Annotated in this window: 22 protein-coding genes; 17 read left to right on the forward strand and 5 right to left on the reverse strand. The window is 59.9% G+C overall.

Annotated features, from left to right (window positions below):
- Positions 1-3 precede the first annotated feature (3 nt).
- A complete protein-coding gene (gene rpsJ / locus NHH73_03745; GenBank protein ID USX27424.1) occupies positions 4-321 on the forward strand; it encodes a 30S ribosomal protein S10 in 318 nt (105 codons plus the stop codon).
- Between the two features lie 176 nt (positions 322-497).
- Here rpsJ and NHH73_03750 read toward each other — a convergent pair whose 3' ends face one another.
- Positions 498-1,778 (reverse strand): ROK family transcriptional regulator, encoded by a 1,281-nt coding sequence (locus tag NHH73_03750; GenBank protein ID USX27425.1) that lies wholly within the window; start codon positions 1,776-1,778, stop codon positions 498-500.
- A gap of 317 nt (positions 1,779-2,095) precedes the next feature.
- Here NHH73_03750 and NHH73_03755 point away from each other — a divergent pair, with 317 nt between their 5' ends.
- Both NHH73_03755 and NHH73_03760 read left to right on the forward strand, forming a co-directional pair.
- Positions 2,096-5,089, forward strand: a complete 2,994-nt coding sequence (locus NHH73_03755; GenBank protein USX27426.1) for a TonB-dependent receptor — start codon at positions 2,096-2,098, stop codon at positions 5,087-5,089.
- Between the two features lie 70 nt (positions 5,090-5,159).
- Positions 5,160-6,155: a cupin-like domain-containing protein gene (locus NHH73_03760; GenBank protein USX27427.1), complete on the forward strand. Its 996-nt coding sequence runs from the start codon at positions 5,160-5,162 to the stop codon at positions 6,153-6,155.
- A 42-nt stretch (positions 6,156-6,197) separates the two neighbouring features.
- Here the strand turns inward: NHH73_03760 and NHH73_03765 are convergent, their stop codons facing one another.
- Both NHH73_03765 and NHH73_03770 read right to left on the reverse strand, forming a co-directional pair.
- Positions 6,198-8,702, reverse strand: coding sequence for a hypothetical protein (locus NHH73_03765; GenBank protein ID USX27428.1), 2,505 nt, complete (start codon positions 8,700-8,702; stop codon positions 6,198-6,200).
- A 22-nt stretch (positions 8,703-8,724) separates the two neighbouring features.
- Complete coding sequence (locus tag NHH73_03770) at positions 8,725-9,402, reverse strand: hypothetical protein (protein ID USX27429.1); 678 nt, start codon at positions 9,400-9,402, stop codon at positions 8,725-8,727.
- A 315-nt stretch (positions 9,403-9,717) separates the two neighbouring features.
- Here NHH73_03770 and NHH73_03775 point away from each other — a divergent pair, with 315 nt between their 5' ends.
- Positions 9,718-10,563 carry a DUF817 domain-containing protein gene (locus NHH73_03775; GenBank protein ID USX27430.1) on the forward strand — a complete coding sequence of 282 codons (846 nt, stop codon included), beginning with the start codon at positions 9,718-9,720 and terminating at the stop codon, positions 10,561-10,563.
- A 9-nt stretch (positions 10,564-10,572) separates the two neighbouring features.
- Here the strand turns inward: NHH73_03775 and NHH73_03780 are convergent, their stop codons facing one another.
- Positions 10,573-11,367 carry a PEP-CTERM sorting domain-containing protein gene (locus tag NHH73_03780; protein USX27431.1) on the reverse strand — a complete coding sequence of 265 codons (795 nt, stop codon included), beginning with the start codon at positions 11,365-11,367 and terminating at the stop codon, positions 10,573-10,575.
- A 335-nt stretch (positions 11,368-11,702) separates the two neighbouring features.
- Here NHH73_03780 and NHH73_03785 point away from each other — a divergent pair, with 335 nt between their 5' ends.
- Positions 11,703-12,083 carry a hypothetical protein gene (locus tag NHH73_03785; protein ID USX27432.1) on the forward strand — a complete coding sequence of 127 codons (381 nt, stop codon included), beginning with the start codon at positions 11,703-11,705 and terminating at the stop codon, positions 12,081-12,083.
- Positions 12,084-12,192: 109 nt separating this feature from the next.
- Here the strand turns inward: NHH73_03785 and NHH73_03790 are convergent, their stop codons facing one another.
- Complete coding sequence (locus tag NHH73_03790; GenBank protein USX27433.1) at positions 12,193-12,504, reverse strand: hypothetical protein; 312 nt, start codon at positions 12,502-12,504, stop codon at positions 12,193-12,195.
- A gap of 325 nt (positions 12,505-12,829) precedes the next feature.
- Here NHH73_03790 and rplC point away from each other — a divergent pair, with 325 nt between their 5' ends.
- From rplC to rplX, 12 genes are all read left to right on the forward strand, one after another.
- Complete coding sequence (rplC, locus tag NHH73_03795) at positions 12,830-13,486, forward strand: 50S ribosomal protein L3 (protein USX27434.1); 657 nt, start codon at positions 12,830-12,832, stop codon at positions 13,484-13,486.
- Positions 13,487-13,489: 3 nt separating this feature from the next.
- On the forward strand, positions 13,490-14,110 hold the full coding sequence (gene rplD, locus NHH73_03800; GenBank protein ID USX27435.1) for a 50S ribosomal protein L4: 621 nt from the start codon (positions 13,490-13,492) through the stop codon (positions 14,108-14,110).
- The gene (gene rplW, locus NHH73_03805) at positions 14,107-14,421 is read left to right on the forward strand and encodes a 50S ribosomal protein L23 (GenBank protein ID USX27436.1); all 315 of its coding nucleotides are present in this window, start codon (positions 14,107-14,109) and stop codon (positions 14,419-14,421) included. Before rplD ends, rplW begins: the two co-directional genes overlap by 4 nt.
- Entirely contained in the window at positions 14,421-15,248 is an 828-nt protein-coding gene (gene rplB, locus NHH73_03810; protein ID USX27437.1) for a 50S ribosomal protein L2, read from the forward strand. The genes rplW and rplB overlap by 1 nt, the downstream gene beginning before the upstream one ends.
- A 10-nt stretch (positions 15,249-15,258) precedes the next feature.
- Complete coding sequence (gene rpsS, locus NHH73_03815; protein ID USX27438.1) at positions 15,259-15,534, forward strand: 30S ribosomal protein S19; 276 nt, start codon at positions 15,259-15,261, stop codon at positions 15,532-15,534.
- Positions 15,531-15,863 (forward strand): 50S ribosomal protein L22, encoded by a 333-nt coding sequence (rplV, locus tag NHH73_03820; GenBank protein ID USX29551.1) that lies wholly within the window; start codon positions 15,531-15,533, stop codon positions 15,861-15,863. The genes rpsS and rplV overlap by 4 nt, the downstream gene beginning before the upstream one ends.
- Positions 15,864-15,874: 11 nt before the next feature.
- Complete coding sequence (rpsC, locus tag NHH73_03825) at positions 15,875-16,693, forward strand: 30S ribosomal protein S3 (protein USX27439.1); 819 nt, start codon at positions 15,875-15,877, stop codon at positions 16,691-16,693.
- 2 nt (positions 16,694-16,695) lie between these two features.
- Positions 16,696-17,115: a 50S ribosomal protein L16 gene (gene rplP / locus NHH73_03830; protein ID USX27440.1), complete on the forward strand. Its 420-nt coding sequence runs from the start codon at positions 16,696-16,698 to the stop codon at positions 17,113-17,115.
- Between the two features lie 12 nt (positions 17,116-17,127).
- On the forward strand, positions 17,128-17,319 hold the full coding sequence (rpmC, locus tag NHH73_03835) for a 50S ribosomal protein L29 (protein USX27441.1): 192 nt from the start codon (positions 17,128-17,130) through the stop codon (positions 17,317-17,319).
- Positions 17,316-17,588: a 30S ribosomal protein S17 gene (gene rpsQ, locus NHH73_03840; protein USX27442.1), complete on the forward strand. Its 273-nt coding sequence runs from the start codon at positions 17,316-17,318 to the stop codon at positions 17,586-17,588. The genes rpmC and rpsQ overlap by 4 nt, the downstream gene beginning before the upstream one ends.
- A 267-nt stretch (positions 17,589-17,855) precedes the next feature.
- The gene (rplN, locus tag NHH73_03845; GenBank protein USX27443.1) at positions 17,856-18,224 is read left to right on the forward strand and encodes a 50S ribosomal protein L14; all 369 of its coding nucleotides are present in this window, start codon (positions 17,856-17,858) and stop codon (positions 18,222-18,224) included.
- A gap of 9 nt (positions 18,225-18,233) precedes the next feature.
- A complete protein-coding gene (rplX, locus tag NHH73_03850) occupies positions 18,234-18,548 on the forward strand; it encodes a 50S ribosomal protein L24 (protein USX27444.1) in 315 nt (104 codons plus the stop codon).
- The last annotated feature ends 6 nt before the right edge of the window (positions 18,549-18,554 follow it).

Genomic DNA, 18,554 nt, shown 5'->3' on the forward strand with positions numbered 1-18,554 from the left:
ATCATGTCCGCACCAAACCAGAAAATCCGTATCCGCCTGAAGGCTTTCGACTACAAGCTGATCGACCAGTCCGCACTGGAAATCGTTGACACCGCCAAGCGCACCGGCGCCGTGGTCAAGGGCCCAGTCCCACTGCCAACCCGCATCCAGCGTTTCGACGTTCTGCGTTCGCCACACGTCAACAAGACCTCGCGCGACCAGTTCGAAATCCGCACCCACCAGCGCCTGATGGACATCGTCGACCCAACCGACAAGACCGTGGACGCGCTGATGAAGCTGGACCTGCCAGCTGGCGTCGATGTCGAAATCAAACTGCAATAATCATTGCTGAGCCGGTGGGCGGGGTCGTTCCCGTCCACGGTTTTTAAGAGCCGGGCCTGTTCGCCAACGCGAGCACGCCCGGTTTTTTCGTTGGCGCACGGCTTGTCAACCCGCACGGCCGACCGGGGTCGTACCCCGTACGGGGTACGACCCCAAGTGGTGCGGCACGCGTATCGCTAAAGTCTGGCGGGGTTGGCGTGCATGACGCCGGCGCCCTGGCCGCCGAACGGGCGCATCAAGTGGTGCCGCGCCATGGCCGCGCCGCCGATGGCGATGGCGTTGGCGCCGAAGTGGGGCGTGCGGATGGTCGGCGCCGGCAGCTGGGTGGCCTCGGCGTAGTCGCGCAGCACGTCGCGCCCCGGCGCCAGGAAGCGCTCGCCCAGGCGCAGCGCGGCGCCGCCGACGACGATGCACATCGGGTCGAACGCCACCCACAGGTTGTTGAGCAGTACGCCCAGGTGGCGCCCGGCCGCCTCGACCGCCTGGCACGCGGCCGGCTCGCCGGCGCCGGCCTGCGCGAACAGGCGCTCGAGCCGCTCTGGCCCGGACGCCCCGCCCGTGCCGGCCTCGCCGGCGTTGCCGGTTTCTCCGGCCGCGCCGGGCGCGCCGTCGACCTGGTCCATCAGCGCGCGCATGCCGATCAGGGCGTCGGCGCAGCCGCGCCGCCCGCACGAGCAGCGCGGGCCGCCCTGCTGCAGGATGGTGTGGCCGACCTCGCCCGCGAAACCGTACAGGCCCGTCAGCAGGCGGCCGTTGACGACGATGCCGGCGCCGACGCCGTAGCCTATGCTCAGGTAGATCAGCGGATCGGCGCCGACCTGGCCGGCAAATTCGAGCTCGGCCAGCGCGGCAACGTTGGCCTCGTTCTGGATGAACAGCGGCAGCCCGGCCAGCGCGCCGGCGGCCACGCGTGCGCGCAGTCCCCCGAGCACGTCGACGTCGCGCCAGCCCAGGTGGGGCGCGTAGCGCAAGACCCCGGTGGCGTCGTCGACCACGCCGGGCACGCCGATGCCCAGGCCGAGCGGGGCCCGTCCGCCGAGGGCGCCGCCGGGCGCCGTCATCGCCACCAGCGCGTCGGCGATCAGGCCGACGCAGGCGGAAGGGTCGGCGGGGTCGGGGTAGGGCAGGGCGCGCTCGGCCAGCACCGTGCCGAGCAGGTCGGTGGCGACCACGCGGGCGCCGCCGATGCCCAGGTCCACGCCCAGCAGCGCCAGGCGGCCGGTGTCGAGCCGCAGCGGCGTGGCGCGCCGGCCCAGCGCGCCGGTGGCGACCAGCGCGCTTTCGCTGAGCCAGCCCTCGTCAAGCAACTCGCGCACCAGCAGGCTGACGGTGGACTTGGTCAGGCCGACCGCCTCGGCCAGCGCGGCGCGCGACAGGCCGGGCGCGCCGCACAGGCGGCGCACCAGGGCCATGCGGTTGATTTGTTTGAGCAACTGCTGGTCGCCGGCGACGATCATGGGCACGTTTCAAAGTGGGGGCTGCGGGGGATCATACGCCGGCCGGCGGGGGCGTGCGCGGCTTTCGCCCCGTTTTGGGGAGGAAACAAGCGCCGGGTTGGGGCTTCTTTACAACACTGCACGAATTTGGCGCGGTAATTCGTTCGATCAATTGACTAATGGTTTTTTTGCACTTATTCTGGCAAGGCCTTATTGATTTGTTATTCGACTGAAAGCAGATCGACAGTAATTGCGGTTGTTTGTAGTGTTGCCACTTCCGACGTTGCCTCGACCCTGCTCGATACGTCGGAGCGATAAATATAATTAAGGAGATGTAAGTGCATAAAAATTTGAAAACGTTTTCAGAGTCGCCGCTGAGCCAGCGCCGGTTGATCTGCCTGGCAGTGGCCGGCGCGTGCGCCACGTTCGTGCCCGCGTTCGCCCAGACCGCCGGCGTGCCGGGCGACGGCGCCGACGGCCCGAAAGTGGTCGTCACCGGCATTCGCGCCAGCATGCAGTCGACCATGAACATGAAGCGCAACGCCGACGGCATCGTCGACGGCATCGTCGCCGACGACATCGGTAAATTCCCCGACACCAACCTGGCCGAATCGCTGCAGCGCATCTCCGGCGTGTCGATCGACCGCAGCAACGGCGAGGGCCAGAAGGTCACCGTGCGCGGCCTCGGTCCCGACTTCAACCTGGTGCTGCTCAACGGCCGCCAGATGCCGACCACCGACCTGAGCGACCTGTCGGGCCGTTCGTTCGACTTCTCCAACCTGGCCTCGGAAGCGATCTCGCAGCTGCAGGTGTATAAAACCGGCCGCGCCGACAGCCCGTCCGGCGGCATCGGCGCCACCATCAACGTGATGACCGCGCGTCCGCTGGACAATCCCGGCATGCGTGCCAGCATCGGCGCCAAGGCCGTCAAGGACGACTCCAATAAAGAACTGCCCGGCATGCTCAAGGGCGACAGCGTCACGCCCGAAGTGTCTGGCATCTACAGCAACACCAGCGAAGACGGCCGTTTCGGCATCGCCGTGAGCGCCAGCCACCAGCGCCGCGACTCCGGCTACAACCGCGCGGGCCTGGCCAATGGCTACCAAGGTCCGTACCTCGGTTCGGCCACCCTGCCGGAAGGCGCAACCCTGCCGCAGCCGGGCCAGCCCGGCTCGGAAAAGATCACCAACCGTCCCGGCCAGAACGATTTGTATCTGATCCCGCAGAACTTCGGCTACGGCGTCAACGCCATCTCGCGTCAGCGCACCAACGGCCAGCTGGTGCTGCAATTCCGTCCGGTCAAGGAATTGACCACGACCCTGGACCTGACGTATTCGGAACAGAAGATCCAGACCAAGCGCAACGAGCTGAGCGTGTGGTTCGGCCAGACGCCGACCTCGACCAGCACCTGGCCGGGCGGCAAGGTGCAGACCCCGCTGACCTATATGGAAACGTATAAGACGCCGCAGGACATCTCGGTGGTGGGCGGCGACTACGCGACCAAGACCAAGAACAAGTCGATCGGCTTCAACACCGTATGGAAGGCCACCAACGACCTGCGCCTGGAGTTCGACGTCCACCATTCGAACGCCGAATCCGGCGCCGACAGCCCATGGGGCAGCGAGAACAACCTGTCGAACGCCAGCTACAGCCGCGGCAATACGATGGTCGACTTCACCAAGGAGTTGCCGGTGGTGAGCATGCCGGCGGCCAACCTGGCCGCCGCGCCGATCCAGGCCACCGGTTCGTGGTTCCACAACAGCTGGCAGAAGGCCACCATCAACCAGGCCCAGACCAAGGGTAACCTGAAGCTGTTCGAAGCGTCCGAGCTGAACTTCGGCGTCGGCTACACCGACTCGACCAACCGGTCGACCTATTCGAACGTGCAGAACAACAGCTGGGGCGGCGCCTCCAAGGCGTCCGATTATCCGGGCAGCCTGTTCCAGGCCAATTCGCTCGGCTCGTTCTTCAAGGAATTCGGCGGCCACAACGCGCCAGAGCTGTTCGGTTCGCTCTACACCTTCGACTTCGGCAAGGTGCGCGCCGCCACGGCCGCGGCCACGGGCCTGTCGACCTACCTGCCGAATTTCGACAGCGCCGACACCGACCGCAAGCTGACGGAAAAAACCACCTCCGGTTATGTATCGTTCGGCACGGACTGGGAGGCCGCCATCCCGTTCCATACGTCGGTCGGCGTACGCATGGAGCGCACCAAGGTCACCTCCGTGGCGCAAGTACTGGTGGGCACCGGCGTGGTGTGGGAATCGCAGAATGAATTGCCGCTCAAGTTCGCCGGCGCGTCGTACAGCACCCAGGACGCCAGCTACAACAACGTGTTGCCGGCCCTGAACTTCGACGCCGATCTGCGTCCCGACATGAAACTGCGCGCCAGCGTCGGCACCACCATCGGCCGGCCGCGCTACGACCAGATGCAGGGCGGCTTGACGCTCGGCACCATCGGCAACGTGTTTACCGGCGGCACCGCCTCGGTCGGCAACCCGGCCCTCAAACCGGTCAAGTCGAAGAACCTGGACTTGTCGTGGGAATGGTATTACGACCAGCAGAGCGTGCTGTCGGTCGCCGGCTTCCACAAGAAGATGGACAACTACGCCGGCCAGACGGCAACCTCGACGCCGCTCTACAACCTGCACACGCCGGTCGGCGGCGCGTATTACACCGCGGCGCGCAACTCCGGTTGCTCGGCGGCCGACACCAACTGCCTGCGCAACTACATCCTGACCAACTTCCGCGGCCAACCTGGCGTGGAATACCTCGGCGTCAAGTCGGACGGCAACCTCGACGGCAAGATCACCGGCCAGCCGGGCGATCCGCTGATGCCTTTCCTGCTGACTTCGTATGCGAACCAGAAGTCGGCCACCGTCAAGGGCGCCGAGATCAACGTGCAGCACATGTTCGGCCGCACCGGCTTCGGCGTCCAGGCCAACTACACGTACGTGACGTCGCCGACCAAGTACGACGACGCCAATGTCCAGGATCAGTTCGCGATCCTGGGGCTGAGCAACTCGGCCAATCTGGTGGGTATCTATGAAGACCAGAAATGGTCGGTGCGCGTGGCCTACAACTGGCGCGACAGCTTCCTGGCCGCGACCGTCGATGCGGGCGGCGGCCGCCCGGCGCCGGTCTATACCGACAAGTACGGTCAGACCGACATCAGTGTTGGGTACAATGTCACCGACAAGCTGAGCCTGCAGGCCGAGGTCATCAACCTGACCAACGCCACCCAGCGCCAGTACGGCCGCACCGAGCGTTCGACCCTGAACGTGACGCAAGCCGGTCCGCGTTACATGCTGGGCGCGCGCTACAAGTTCTGATCTTGAACGGTAGCGTGTAGCCGGGCCACGGGCCGTCGCGATGCGACGGCCTTTTTCATTGGGGAAGTCGATGCAACAGATAGTGGAAGTGGAGGGCGGCGCGCCGCTGTCCGACGAAGTATTGACCTCGCCGGTGCCGTTGGTGCTGCGCGGGCTGGTCGCCGACTGGCCGCTGGTGCGCGCCGCGCGCGCCGGGGCGGGGCAGGCCGACGCCTACCTGCGCCGCTTTTACCGCGACGCCACCGTGCTGGCCAGCCACAGCCCGCCGGGCACGGGTGGCCGCATCTTCTATAACGACGACCTGAGCGGCTTTAATTTCACGTCGCAGATGGTGCGCTTCGACCAGGTGCTCGACGCGCTCATCGCGCACCTGGACGCGGCCGATCCGCCGACCTTGTACGTCGGCTCGACCACGGTCGACACCTGCCTGCCGGGCCTGCGTGCCGAAAACGATGTCGACCTGGGCGCGCGCGATCCGCTGGCCAGCCTCTGGATCGGCAACCGCACGCGCATTCCGGCGCATTACGACGTGCCGGACAACCTGGCCTGCGTGGCCGCCGGACGCCGCCGCTTCACCTTGTTCCCGCCCGAGCAGCTGAAGAACCTGTACGTCGGGCCGCTCGACTTCACGCCGGCCGGGCAATCGGTCAGCCTGGTTGATTTCGCGCGGCCGGACTTCGACCGCTTTCCGCTGTTCGCCGAGGCGCTGCGGCACGCGCAATCGGCCGAACTGGAGGCGGGCGACGCGCTGTTCATCCCCAGCATGTGGTGGCACCACGTCGAGGGGCTCGAATCGTTCAACATCCTGATCAACTACTGGTGGCGCCAGTCGCCGGACTGGATGGACACGCCGGCCAGCACCTTGTCGCTGGCCTTGATGACCTTGCGCGACCTGCCGCCGGCCCAGCGCGCGGCGTGGAAGGAGATCTTCCGCCATTACGTGTTCGACAGCGACGGCGGCGAGGCGGCGCACATCCCGCCGGCCGCGCGCCACTCGCTGGCGCCGCTCGACGACGCCGCCGCGCGCATGCTGCGGGCGCAGATCCTCAGGCGCTTGAACCGCTAGCCGCTGCGCCATCGCCGCCGCGCCGGCATCGCGGCTCTTCTTTTAGATAAAGGGAGTCGCCGTCGGCGCAAGCCCCATGAATACGACTGGAATAGTGGGCCCAGCCACGGGTCCGTCCATCCACGTATCGATCTCAGTGCCGTTATTGGTGCCGACCTCGTGGAACCGGCCGCCAACCGAGCCGGTAAATACGACGTCGTATCCGGAATTGCCCGAACCTGTGTGGTGGGACGTGATGTGGACGTACATGTCCCCGTTTTCGGAGGTGGTGCAGTCGAAAGTATCTTGTCCCCTTTCGTCGTACCAAATTTGATGGGCGTTGTAAATTCCGCCGATATAAGAATTGATTGCAATGTTGCCGTTAGGGGCGTAATAGTCGTTTATGGTGAAATCCCCCTTTGCCGGATCGGCCCACTCATGACTATAGCTGCCGTCGCCTCGTAATACGTCTGTCTTGACGGTGCCATCAGTGCGTTGAATGTTTGTGCTTTGATAACCGGTGAGGTCCGATTCGATGTCGATCAAAGTACCGTCCAAATCGACCTCGTGACTTGTGTATTTGCCGTCGACCGTGGTGGAAAAGTTGATCACGGAGCCATCGTTGTCATCGACGACCGTGCCGCTGTCGCTGCCGTCCAAAGCCGTCCAAATGGTTGTCGTCACCTTATTGGCGACGTCAAAATGATACCTTCCTGTTTTCGGATCAAAATTGTCGACCAGCGTGCTATCTCCCGCAGGATCGATGTGAGCTGCGTGGGTCGTGCCGTCCGCAAAAGTCTCTTCCTTATCTTGAGAGCCATCTTCGTAGACAAGGTCGCTTTTAAAATGGCCCGCTCCGTCGTCGACGTTCTTCGTCACGGTGCCACTCGAGTCTTTAGAGAGTAAATAACTGGAACCGTCCGCCCGATGATCATACTGATCAAAAGTTCCATCGGCCAAGGTATCGGCGTACCCATAACTGCCGTCCGCGTTTTCATAAGAACGATGATTGGCGCCATCACTATCGTTCTCTACAATCGATTTGTCACCCGCGGACGAGATGGACTTGTAATAATTACTTCCATCCGCATGATTTACGCTGTTGACATAGTAACCATCGGGACGTGAATTGGTGTAGGCAGTGGAGCCATCGGCATAGCGATGGGATTCGTTGCGCGACCCATCAGAAGTTTCCGAGATGAATGATTCTGACCCATCGGCGTAGACGTATGATTCTGTATATGAACCGTCGGATCGATGTGAATAGTCATGTGAGGAACCATTCGCGTAGTATTGATTGTCCCCATAAGATCCATCGGCATATTTGTAACTGGAATCCCGTTCGCCAGTGACGAGGTTATTACTGTTGACGGTAAAAGTTCCGTCGGGATTATGCGACTCGCTGTGATCGCCATTCGCTCCCCTGTAACCACTGCCGTAGGCACCGTCCGCACGTTTGAAGCTCCAGGAGGATGTGCCAGCGGCATCGGCAGAAAACTCGCTGTAATTTCCCTCCGCATCCGTGACATCGCCTCCGTGCGAGCCGTCGGCTTTCTGCCAACTGTGGCTAACGCTGTCGAGTGAGTCGGCTTCGTCATATTCGCGGGTTTCCGTTGCCTCGCCCTCGGCGAACACGATAGGATGGCTTTCGGTCAGGGTGGTCCCGCTTTCAGTCCCCGACAACACATATTCATAATGGGCGACAGGATCGTAGAATTTGTAACTTTGATCTGCTGTGAGCTGAAGCAGGTTGGCGGCTTTGATCTTCAACCCATCTACCCGCAGGGCTTGCATATCTATCTGGACCGTGTCGGTCGGGGCTACCTGTAGGATGTACTTCAGATTGTTTAGGATATACCAGGTGGGATAGGATATTTTCTGTGGGCCGAGCTGGGTTTTGCTGTTGTAGAAATATTCGTTTGCTTCGGCTGTGATGCTCGCCTCGGTCGAGGAAATGGAATAATCAGCGTTGAAGGCGAGTTCACTATTAACCGAAGCGCCACCCGCGGTAACAAAGTAATCGGCGTATCCTCCAGCCGCAGCTCGATAGTCGACGGTCGAAGGCTGGGATACGTTGCTGTTGACTTGGCTCACAATGGAATTCCATCCGGCGATGTTGGCCATCGCTTCATCCTGGGCGTAGCGTGTCTGCAAAGTCAGCAGAATCGCGGTGTAGTCATGCGTGCCAGCGACTGCCGCCAGATTGGTCGCCGCACGTACGAAGTTATCCAACGCGTCCTGCGACGTCTTGGCGGCCAAAGCGTGCCGGTCCTCGTGTCCCAGCACGAAGACCAGATTGTCCGCATGGCGCAACGCGCCCGTCGCGGCATCAATAGGCATCTCTATATAACCACTTCTGTATTGGCCACCGACGCCCGCGTCGGAAATCGGTTTGAATCCTCTTAAAACGCCCAACTGTAGATCTTGTTCGATGTTGAATGCCAGCTCAGGGGAGCTCGCGATGGCGTTGTACATGGACTGGTATGCCGCGCTACCCGTTCCGCTCGATAAATAATTCGAAAAATCCGACAGGGCCGCCTGAGTGTTCGAACCGATGACATTTGGCATGTTTAACCTTTATTATGGATAGTTATTTACTTCCGAACGCCGTCATCGATATCAAACACTGATCGATGTCGCCGTAGACGATTTGTATTTTTTGATTTTTCTTCTCGTAGAGAAGCGTATGCGAGCCCGGGCCGTGCGCATCTTGGGATATAAGCCATCCCATCTTGACTAGTGCCGGAGAGATTTTGAGGTGGGATAAACAAAATCCGTAGGAAGATGCGACCAGTGATTTTGGTGAAGTATCTGGCGGAGCCCCCCATCCCATGGTGATTCCATATCTTTCCGTGCTGATGTCCCAGTAATACACATCAAAATACCAGTCGACATGTGCACGAACGCCATATACCGCGCCGGGTTCCTTCTTGTTGATTAATGTGCGTTTGTCCACTTCTTTAAGCGTGAGCTGAAAGGCTGACTCCACATCGCTTTTGTGGATATACCCTGCATTTTTGGAGAAGAGACGCAAAAACCTGGACGTTAATTCCTCATTATCGAATGGCGCGGGGCCATCGGGTGTGGAGGGCGAAGCTTTTTGCTCGGCGGCCGAGGGTTGGCGATTACTTTGATTCGGCGTGGAGTCGGTAATTGTTGGTGTGGCCGATGCATTGGCGACCGTATAGAAGGTCAACAGAGGGAACACGAGGCAACGCAGTAAGCTGCGCGGATGCTCGGCAGGTTTGAGTATAAACTGGTGTCGCATAGAAATATTTCCTTTTGAAAACATTTGAGTCGAGTCTATCGCAAGTGTGCTTCGATGAACCGTCATTACTAAAATTATTTGGAAAAAGCACATCGGGTCAACGCACGATGGATACGAAAAAGACGAGATGCGTGAATGAACCCAGGCGTATTGGGCGCTATAAGCTTTCCTAACGTATAGGAAAGGTTAGTACCCGCTAACTGTTGTAAAAAGTGCGATCTGGCGCGAGTCAATCATGCCGTTGCCGCTCCGCCAACTCTGGACAGAATCTTCCGACGCCGGTAGGCTGTTGTCATTTGCCCAACCGGATATATCATGCTCGCCGCGCTTGACCTGCACTTGCTCGATAATTCGACCCGCCAAGGACTGCGCGGCGCTCAGCGCTTGGCGGTCGAGTTCTTGTATTTTGGCGTCAAAGAGGCGAGGGCGTGCCTGTTTGTCGCGTTGTTCTTCGCGGCCGTGTTCCTGGTACCGCGTGCGGGCGTCCTCGGACTGCCGCGCTACGACGTGCTGCTGGTTGCCGCACTGGCGATCCAGGTGTGGATGGTGTGGGCCGGGCTCGAAACCTGGGATGAGCTCAAGGCGGTCTGCCTGTTCCATTTGGTCGGCTTCGCGCTGGAGGTGTTCAAGGTGTCTGGCGGCATCCAGTCGTGGAGCTATCCGGACTTCGCCTACACCAAGGTGTTCGGCGTTCCGCTGTTCTCCGGTTTCATGTACGCCGCCGTCGGCAGCTACATCATCCAGGCGTGGCGCTTGTTCGACTTGCGGATTCGTCATCACCCGCCGTACTGGATGGCGGTGTTTGTCGCGCTACTTATATATGTCAACTTCTTCACCCACCACTACATCGGCGACTACCGCTGGTATTTGGCCGCGTGCGCGCTGGGTCTGTATGCGCGCACCACGGTGGTGTTCCGCCCGCTCGACCGCGATCGCCAGATGCCTTTGTTGCTGAGTTTTGTGCTGATCGGCTTTTTCATCTGGCTGGCCGAGAACATCAGCACCTTCTGGGGCGTGTGGCGCTATCCCAACCAGTTGGGCGCGTGGTCGGCGGTCCATGTCAGCAAGTGGAGCTCGTGGTCGCTGTTGGTGGTGATGACCTTCACCATCGTCGCCCACCTAAAACATATCAAGGCCCGCATCCATGTCGCCCGGGCCTAGAATCCAGGGTTAGGATGTGCGGCCCGCACGCCGGGCGGCTCTTCCCGTCAGCAGCAAGCCGGCCAGCAGCATGGCGTAGGTGGTCGGCTCCGGCACCACGGCAGCCGTCACCGTGATGTCCGTGTAGGCGAGGAAGTTGACGCTCACTGCCATGGCGGTGGCGCCCGGGTTGGCGAAGGCCAGGGTGAAGAATTCGCTGCTGCTGGCGGCGCCGGTGTCCTCGCCCCGGATCAGCGCGCTCTCGCGCGACAGATAGCTGAAGGTGTGCATCTCGCTGTCGGTGATGTCGATCGATGCCCAACTGAAGACGCCATACCCCTCGCCGGCGTCCAGCGAGCGGGTGGCATCGGTGAGCACGTTGCCCGACACGGTCAGCAATGTATGCGGGGCCAGGGTCAGCCATATCCACTGCTGGCTGTCGGCGCTGACCATGTTGTCCAGCCCGAGGGCGGGGCCGGTGGTGACTTGCGCGGCGACATCGCCCACGATGCCGGTGGTGGTGGCGCCTGCCGTGGCCGAGCTGTGCGCCATCTGCGCGTTGCCGGCGGTGTAAGGCGGCGGAGTCACGGTGGTTGGATAGAAGCCGCCGCCGGTATTGCTGGTGTCGGTGTAGACCATGAGCCGGGTGTCGAAGGAATCGATGATATAGCCGGCGTTGGCGGCGTCCTGCGGCGTGAGGTCGATGACGCCGAGCGTGACGTTGCCGATGCTGGTGGTACCGCTCGCGCTGGCCAGCGCGGGGCCGGCGGCCAGGCTGGCACAGGCGGCCAGCACGGGCAATATCGTGCGCAACAGTTTGTTCATGACGTCTCCTTGGTGCCGTCGGGCGCTTTTTTATCGATTGGAAAGAGTGGGGCGGGAGCCAGCGATGGCTGGTGGGAGTTCATGCTACCGACGCCTGAAGCGAGTCGATTGATCCCGCTCAGCATTCGGTCGGACTCCAATGGCGGCAGCGTCTCCGTACCGCCTTTGCCGGGTTGCTTGTCACATGGAGAGACCGAGGCAGAAGCGATCGCAAACATTAAGACTGCGATCGGAGAATACTCATCCGTTTGGGAAGAGCAGTTCGATGACGCCGATGTGCAAGAAGTCATAGTCACGGCGTAAACGCCAGATATAACATCCTTTATGGTGACCCGGTGACCCATATATTTAGCCGCCGTCTGGCGCTGATCTTCGGCATTCTTCTGCCGCTGGCGGAAACGGTGCGCCGCTGGCACCAGATCAGCGCCGGCACCCACTTCATTTTCTGGCTTGACGATGTGCTGCTTGGCGCCATGCTGTTATATGCGGTCTGGCGTACCCGCGTCGACTTCAACGATGGCCAGCGGTTTCTGGCCGCCGCTTGGGGATGCTCGCTGGGCATGGGGTACTTCAGCTTCTTCGGCATGCTGGCCGACCCTTCCAGGGTTGAATCCGGGCCCTTGCCTGCAGAATGGGTGCAAGTCATCGTGGGCGCGGGCCTGTTGTTGTCGGTGCTTGCGCTGATCGGCAGCCTGCGGCCTGCGGTTGCGCGATAGCGTGGAGGGCGTTAGGGTCCCGGACGGAGCGTGGCGGATTACGCTTCGCTAATCCGCCCTACGAAATGCGGCAGACGAGAGCGCTGCCGGCCGGAATACGCGAGGCCTGTTAGAAGAGGCTGCACATAAACCGCATATCGCCAAGCGCAAATGACCCAGCCCACACAGCGATTCCAAGCAAAAAATAGAAAACGCTCATTACGAATTGCGTGATTGGTCCACGTTTCTTGGATACAAAGAAGGGACATACGAGCAGGACCAGTAGACCCGCCACCCCTAGCAACGCGTAAAATCCGAGACCGCCGCTGCACGAGTGGTTGTTGCCAATGGCCAGGGCGGCGACCAAAAATGCCAGATAGACAAAAAACGGCGGGGCGAATTCCGGGATGGACTCTTTCACGTGCGGGACGGGTTCGTTCATTCTCAGCTCCTGTGATGTGGGTTCGTGGAAACTGGAAGCGTGACGCCGCGCCGCCATCGGCGCCTTGAGTTTTGGCAATCAGGAATGTTTTTCGCCGCTACCGTATCCCGGCCGCAACCCGCATCCCGCCTCGCTTTCCCCCGTCCCGCCACACCGGCCCGATAATTCCGCGTAAACCCGACATACCCTGTACTTAGTTGTTGCGTCAAGCCCCTTTTCACGCTACACTAGCCGGCTTCGGTATGGATTCGACCTTTTATTGGTCCGTACTAATTTTGTAGTTCAACATATCCCCGCCCAATCGTAGGTGGGAATTGGAGAAAAAATGAGCCTTGGCCTCCTCGGTCGCAAGGTTGGTATGATGCGCATCTTCACGGATGAAGGGGATTCGATCCCTGTCACCGTGCTGGACGTATCGAACAACCGTGTTGCGCAAATCAAAACTCCTGAAACTGATGGTTACTCCGCAGTTCAGGTCGCATTCGGTCAACGTCGCGCTTCCCGCGTAACGAAGGCTGTTGCTGGTCACCACGCTAAAGCTGGTGTTGAAGCCGGTACTCTGTTGAAAGAGTTCCGCGTCGACGCCACCAAGGCAGCAGAATTGAAAGCCGGCGATGTCGTTGCCGCTTCGCTGTTCGAAGTCGGTCAAAAGATCGACGTTCAAGGTGTCACGATCGGTAAAGGCTATGCCGGTACCATCAAGCGTCACCACTTTGCTTCGGGCCGTGCTACCCACGGTAACTCGCGTTCGCACAACGTTCCAGGCTCCATCGGTATGGCGCAGGATCCAGGCCGCGTGTTCCCAGGTAAGCGCATGACCGGTCACCTCGGTGACGTCACCCGCACCGTGCAGAACCTCGAAATCGCCCGTATCGACGCCGACCGTCAGCTGCTGCTGGTCAAAGGCGCGATTCCTGGCGCGAAAAATGGCCAGGTCGTCGTATCGCCTGCTGTCAAAGTTAAAGCAAAGAAGGGAGCTTAAACGATGGAACTCAAGCTCTTGAACGCTCAAGGTCAAGCCGCCTCTAACGTAGCTGCCGCCGACACCATTTTCGGCCGCGACTACAACGAAGCCCTGATCCACCAGATCGTCGTTGCTTACCAAGCCAATGCGCGCAGCGGCAACCGTAAACAAAAAGACCGTGAAGAAGTCCACCACACGACCAAGAAGCCATGGCGCCAAAAAGGCACCGGCCGCGCTCGTGCTGGTATGTCGTCGTCGCCACTGTGGCGCGGCGGTGGTCGCATCTTCCCGAACTCGCCCGACGAGAACTTCACCCACAAAGTGAACAAGAAGATGTACCGCGCAGGTATCTGCTCGATTCTGTCCCAGCTGGCCCGCGAAGAGCGCCTGGTTGTGGTCGAAGATTTCGCGATCGAAGCGCCAAAAACCAAGCTGCTGTCGCAAAAGCTGACCGGCATGGGCTTTGACTCGGTACTGATCATCACCGACGTCGCCAACGAAAACCTGGAACTGGCTTCGCGCAATCTGCCGAACGTTCTGGTTGTCGAGCCACGTCACGCAGATCCAATGTCGCTGGTGTTCTACAAGAAGATTGTAGTGACCAAGGCCGCATTGGCCAAGATTGAGGAGATGCTGGCATGAGCGCATTGAAATTTAGCGAAGAGCGCCTGATGAAGGTGCTGGTAGCTCCGGTCATTTCCGAGAAGGCCACCATGGTCGCGGAAAAGAACGAGCAGATCGTTTTCCGTGTTACCACCGACGCGACCAAGCCAGAAATCAAGGCCGCCGTTGAACTGCTGTTCAAAGTCGAAGTGGAATCGGTGCAGACCGTCAACCGCGAAGGTAAGCAGAAGCGTTCCGGCGCCCACACCGGCCGCCGCAACCATACCAAGCGTGCTTTCGTGTGCCTGAAGCCTGGCCAGGAAATCAATTTCTCCGAGGAGGCTAAATAATGGCACTCGTTAAGATGAAGCCAACCTCGCCAGGCCGTCGCGGCATGGTGAAGGTTGTGAACCCGGACCTGTACAAAGGTCGTCCGTTCGCAGCCCTGGTTGAGAAAAAATCGAAGACCGCCGGCCGTAACAACAACGGCCACATCACCACCCGTCACATCGGTGGTGGTCACAAGCAACACTATCGCCTGATCGACTTCAAGCGTCAGAAGGATGGCATTCCTGCGAAAGTGGAACGTATCGAATACGATCCAAACCGCACCGCGAATATCGCCCTGCTGTGCTACGCCGACGGCGAGCGTCACTACATCATCGCCACCAAGGGCATGAGCGTGGGCGACACCGTCATGAACGGCTCGGAAGCGCCGATCAAGTCGGGCAACTGCCTGCCGATCCGCAACATCCCGGTCGGTACCGTCATGCACTGCGTCGAAATGCTGCCAGGTAAGGGTGCCCAGATGGCCCGTACCGCCGGCGCCGGCGTCGTTCTGATGGCCCGCGAAGGCACCTACGCCCAGGTCCGCCTGCGCTCGGGTGAAGTTCGTCGCGTGCACATCGAGTGCCGTGCCACCGTGGGTGAAGTCGGCAACGCCGAACACAGCCTGCGTAAAATCGGTAAAGCCGGTGCGATGCGCTGGCGCGGTGTTCGTCCTACCGTTCGCGGTGTGGTCATGAACCCGGTCGATCACCCGCACGGTGGTGGTGAAGGTAAAACCGCAGCTGGTCGTCATCCAGTGTCGCCTTGGGGCCAACAGACGAAGGGTAAGAAGACCCGCAGCAACAAGCGCACTTCTTCCATGATCGTCTCGCGCCGCGGCAAGAAATAAGGGGTAGCACATGACTCGTTCATTGAAAAAAGGGCCGTTCTGTGACGCCCACCTGGTGAAAAAAGTCGAAGCGGCGCAAGCGGCCAAAGACAAAAAGCCAATCAAAACCTGGTCCCGTCGTTCGACCATCATGCCTGACTTCATCGGCCTGACGATCGCCGTCCACAATGGCAAGCTGCACGTGCCGGTGTACGTCTCCGAGAACATGGTTGGTCACAAGCTCGGTGAATTCGCGCTGACCCGCACGTTCAAGGGCCATGCCGCTGACAAGAAGGCGAAGAAATAATGGAAACCAAAGCAATCCTCAAGGGTGTGCGCTTGTCGGATCAGAAAGGTCGCCTCGTGGCCGACCAGATCCGCGGCAAGAAAGTTGACGCAGCACTCAACATTCTGCAATTCAGCCCGAAAAAGGGCGCGACCATCATCAAGAAAGTGCTCGAGTCGGCCATCGCCAACGCCGAGCACAACGATGGCGCCGACATCGACGAGCTGTTCGTCAAAGTCATCTACGTTGAAAAGGGTCCGATCCTCAAGCGCTTCACCGCACGCGCTAAGGGCCGGGGTGATCGCATCTCGAAGCAATCGTGTCACATTTACGTGACCGTCGGCAACTAAGGAGCTATAGCATGGGTCAAAAAATCCACCCAACCGGCTTCCGCCTGTCGGTTACCCGTAACTGGGCCTCGCGTTGGTATGCTGGCAACAGCAACTTCGCTTCGATGCTGAACGAAGACTTGAAGGCGCGCGCCTACCTGAAGACCAAGCTGAAGAACGCTTCGGTCGGCCGCATCGTCATCGAGCGTCCAGCCAAGAACGCGCGCTTCACGATCTACAGCTCGCGTCCGGGCGTGGTCATTGGTAAAAAAGGCGAAGACATCGAAGTACTGAAGTCGGCGCTGACCAAGATCATGGGCGTACCTGTCCACGTGAACATCGAAGAAATCCGCAAGCCGGAAATCGACTCGCAGCTGATCGCCGATTCGATCGCCCAGCAGCTGGAAAAGCGCATCATGTTCCGCCGCGCGATGAAGCGCGCCATGCAAAACGCCATGCGTCTGGGTGCCCTGGGCATCAAGATCATGTCGTCGGGTCGTCTGAACGGTATCGAAATCGCTCGTAAAGAGTGGTACCGCGAAGGTCGTGTGCCACTGCACACCCTGCGCGCCGACATCGACTACGGCACCAGCGAAGCTTCGACCACCTACGGCATCATCGGTGTCAAGGTCTGGGTATACAAGGGTGACCGCGCGCCGAACGGCGACGCACCAGTCATCGATACCCCGCCGGACGAGAAGAAGCCACGTGGCCCACGTCGTGACGACGGCAAACCAGCTGGCCGTCCGCGCCCAGCCGGCGCCGGCGCCGGTGCTAAACCAGCCGCTCCAGGCGCAGCACGCGTTCGTAGCGCCGCTGCCGCCAAGCCGGCCGAGAAAGCAGGAGAATAATCATGCTGCAACCAGCACGCAGGAAGTATCGTAAAGAGCAGAAAGGCCGTAACACCGGCATTTCGCATGGCACCGGCACTTCGGTGTCGTTCGGTGAATTCGGTCTGAAAGCCGTTGCCCGTGGTCGTATCACGGCACGCCAGATCGAAGCCGCTCGTCGCGCCATGACCCGTCACATCAAACGTGGCGGCCGTATCTGGATCCGCATCTTCCCGGACAAACCGATCTCGAACAAGCCAGCCGAAGTTCGTATGGGTAACGGTAAGGGTAATCCAGAGTACTACGTCGCTGAAATCCGTCCGGGCAAAGTCCTGTACGAAATGGACGGCGTCGACGAAACCTTGGCGCGCGAAGCATTCCGCCTGGCCGCTGCCAAACTGCCACTGGCGACGACCTTCGTGGTCCGCCAAGTCGGCCAATAACAGGAGTGAAATATGAAAGCATCTGAACTCCGCGGCAAAGACCAGGTAGCTCTGCAAAAAGAGCTGACTGACCTGTTGAAGGCCCAGTTCGGCCTGCGCATGCAAATCGCGACGCAGCAGCTGAGCAATACTTCGCAGCTCAAGAAGGTACGTCGCGACATCGCACGTGTAAAAACGGTAATGAACACCAAGGAAGCCAAATGACCGAAACAGTGAACAAGCCGCTCAAGCGCACGCTGGTCGGTAAAGTGGTGTCCGACAAAATGGACAAAACCGTTACCGTTCTGATCGAACGTCACGTCAAGCATCCTTTGTACGGCAAGATCATCATGCGCTCGAACAAGTATCACGCGCATGACGAGACCAACCAGGTGAAAACCGGTGACACGGTGGAAATCGTGGAAGGTCGTCCGATCTCCAAAACGAAGGCATGGACCGTGACGCGCGTGGTGCAAGCCGCGCAAATCGTTTAATTAAGTGCGCCCCGCTTTGCCGGCAACGGCGGTCGGGGTGTTTTTAATTAGTTCTTGCAAGCCCGCGAGTTGTGTTATATACTTGCGGGCTTCGTTCATGTAACGCCGCAAAGTGTCTGGCCACAGACGCAGAACCGTGCGGTCGGTCGCAGTACGAAGGTCAAGCACCCAAACATCACGCCCTGCATGGGCGCGCTGGCGGGACCAAGACTGACCGCAGGTCCGCATTGTGTGGATTCTTCGGCTTAAGTTGGGAAAGAGAATACTATGATTCAAACTGAAAGCCGGCTCGAAGTGGCCGACAATACCGGTGCAAAAGAAGTTATGTGCATCAAGGTATTGGGCGGTTCCAAGCGCCGTTATGCTGGCATTGGCGATGTGATCAAAGTGACTGTCAAAGTCGCCGCGCCACGTGGCCGTGTCAAAAAAGGTGAAATTTATAACGCCGTGGTTGTGCGCACCGCTAAAGGTGTTCGCCGCCAAGACGGTTCCCTGGTGAAGTTCGACGGCAATGCCGCCGTTCTGTTGAACGCCAAGCTGGAACCGATCGGTACCCGTATTTTTGGACCAGTGACGCGCGAGCTGCGCACTGAAAAGTTCATGAAGATCGTGTCCCTGGCACCGGAAGTCCTGTAAGGAGTCGTAATGGATAAGATTCGTAAAAACGACGAAGTCATCGTTCTGACCGGGAAAGACAAGGGCAAACGTGGCGTCGTTTCGCGTCGTGTAGATGCGGAGCATGTCGTGGTTGAAGGCGTCAACGTCGCTAAAAAAGCGACCAAGCCTAACCCAATGACTGGCGTACAAGGTGGTATCGTCGACAAGACTATGCCGATTCACGTGTCCAATGTCGCGTTGTTCAACGCGGCTAGTGGCAAGGCAGACCGTGTCGGTTTCAAAGAAGTGGATGGCAAAAAAGTCCGCATCTTCAAATCGTCCGGCGAAGTAGTGAAGGCTTAAGAAATC

Source organism: Oxalobacteraceae bacterium OTU3CINTB1, from assembly GCA_024123955.1.
In the GTDB taxonomy this organism is placed as follows: domain Bacteria; phylum Pseudomonadota; class Gammaproteobacteria; order Burkholderiales; family Burkholderiaceae_D; genus Rugamonas.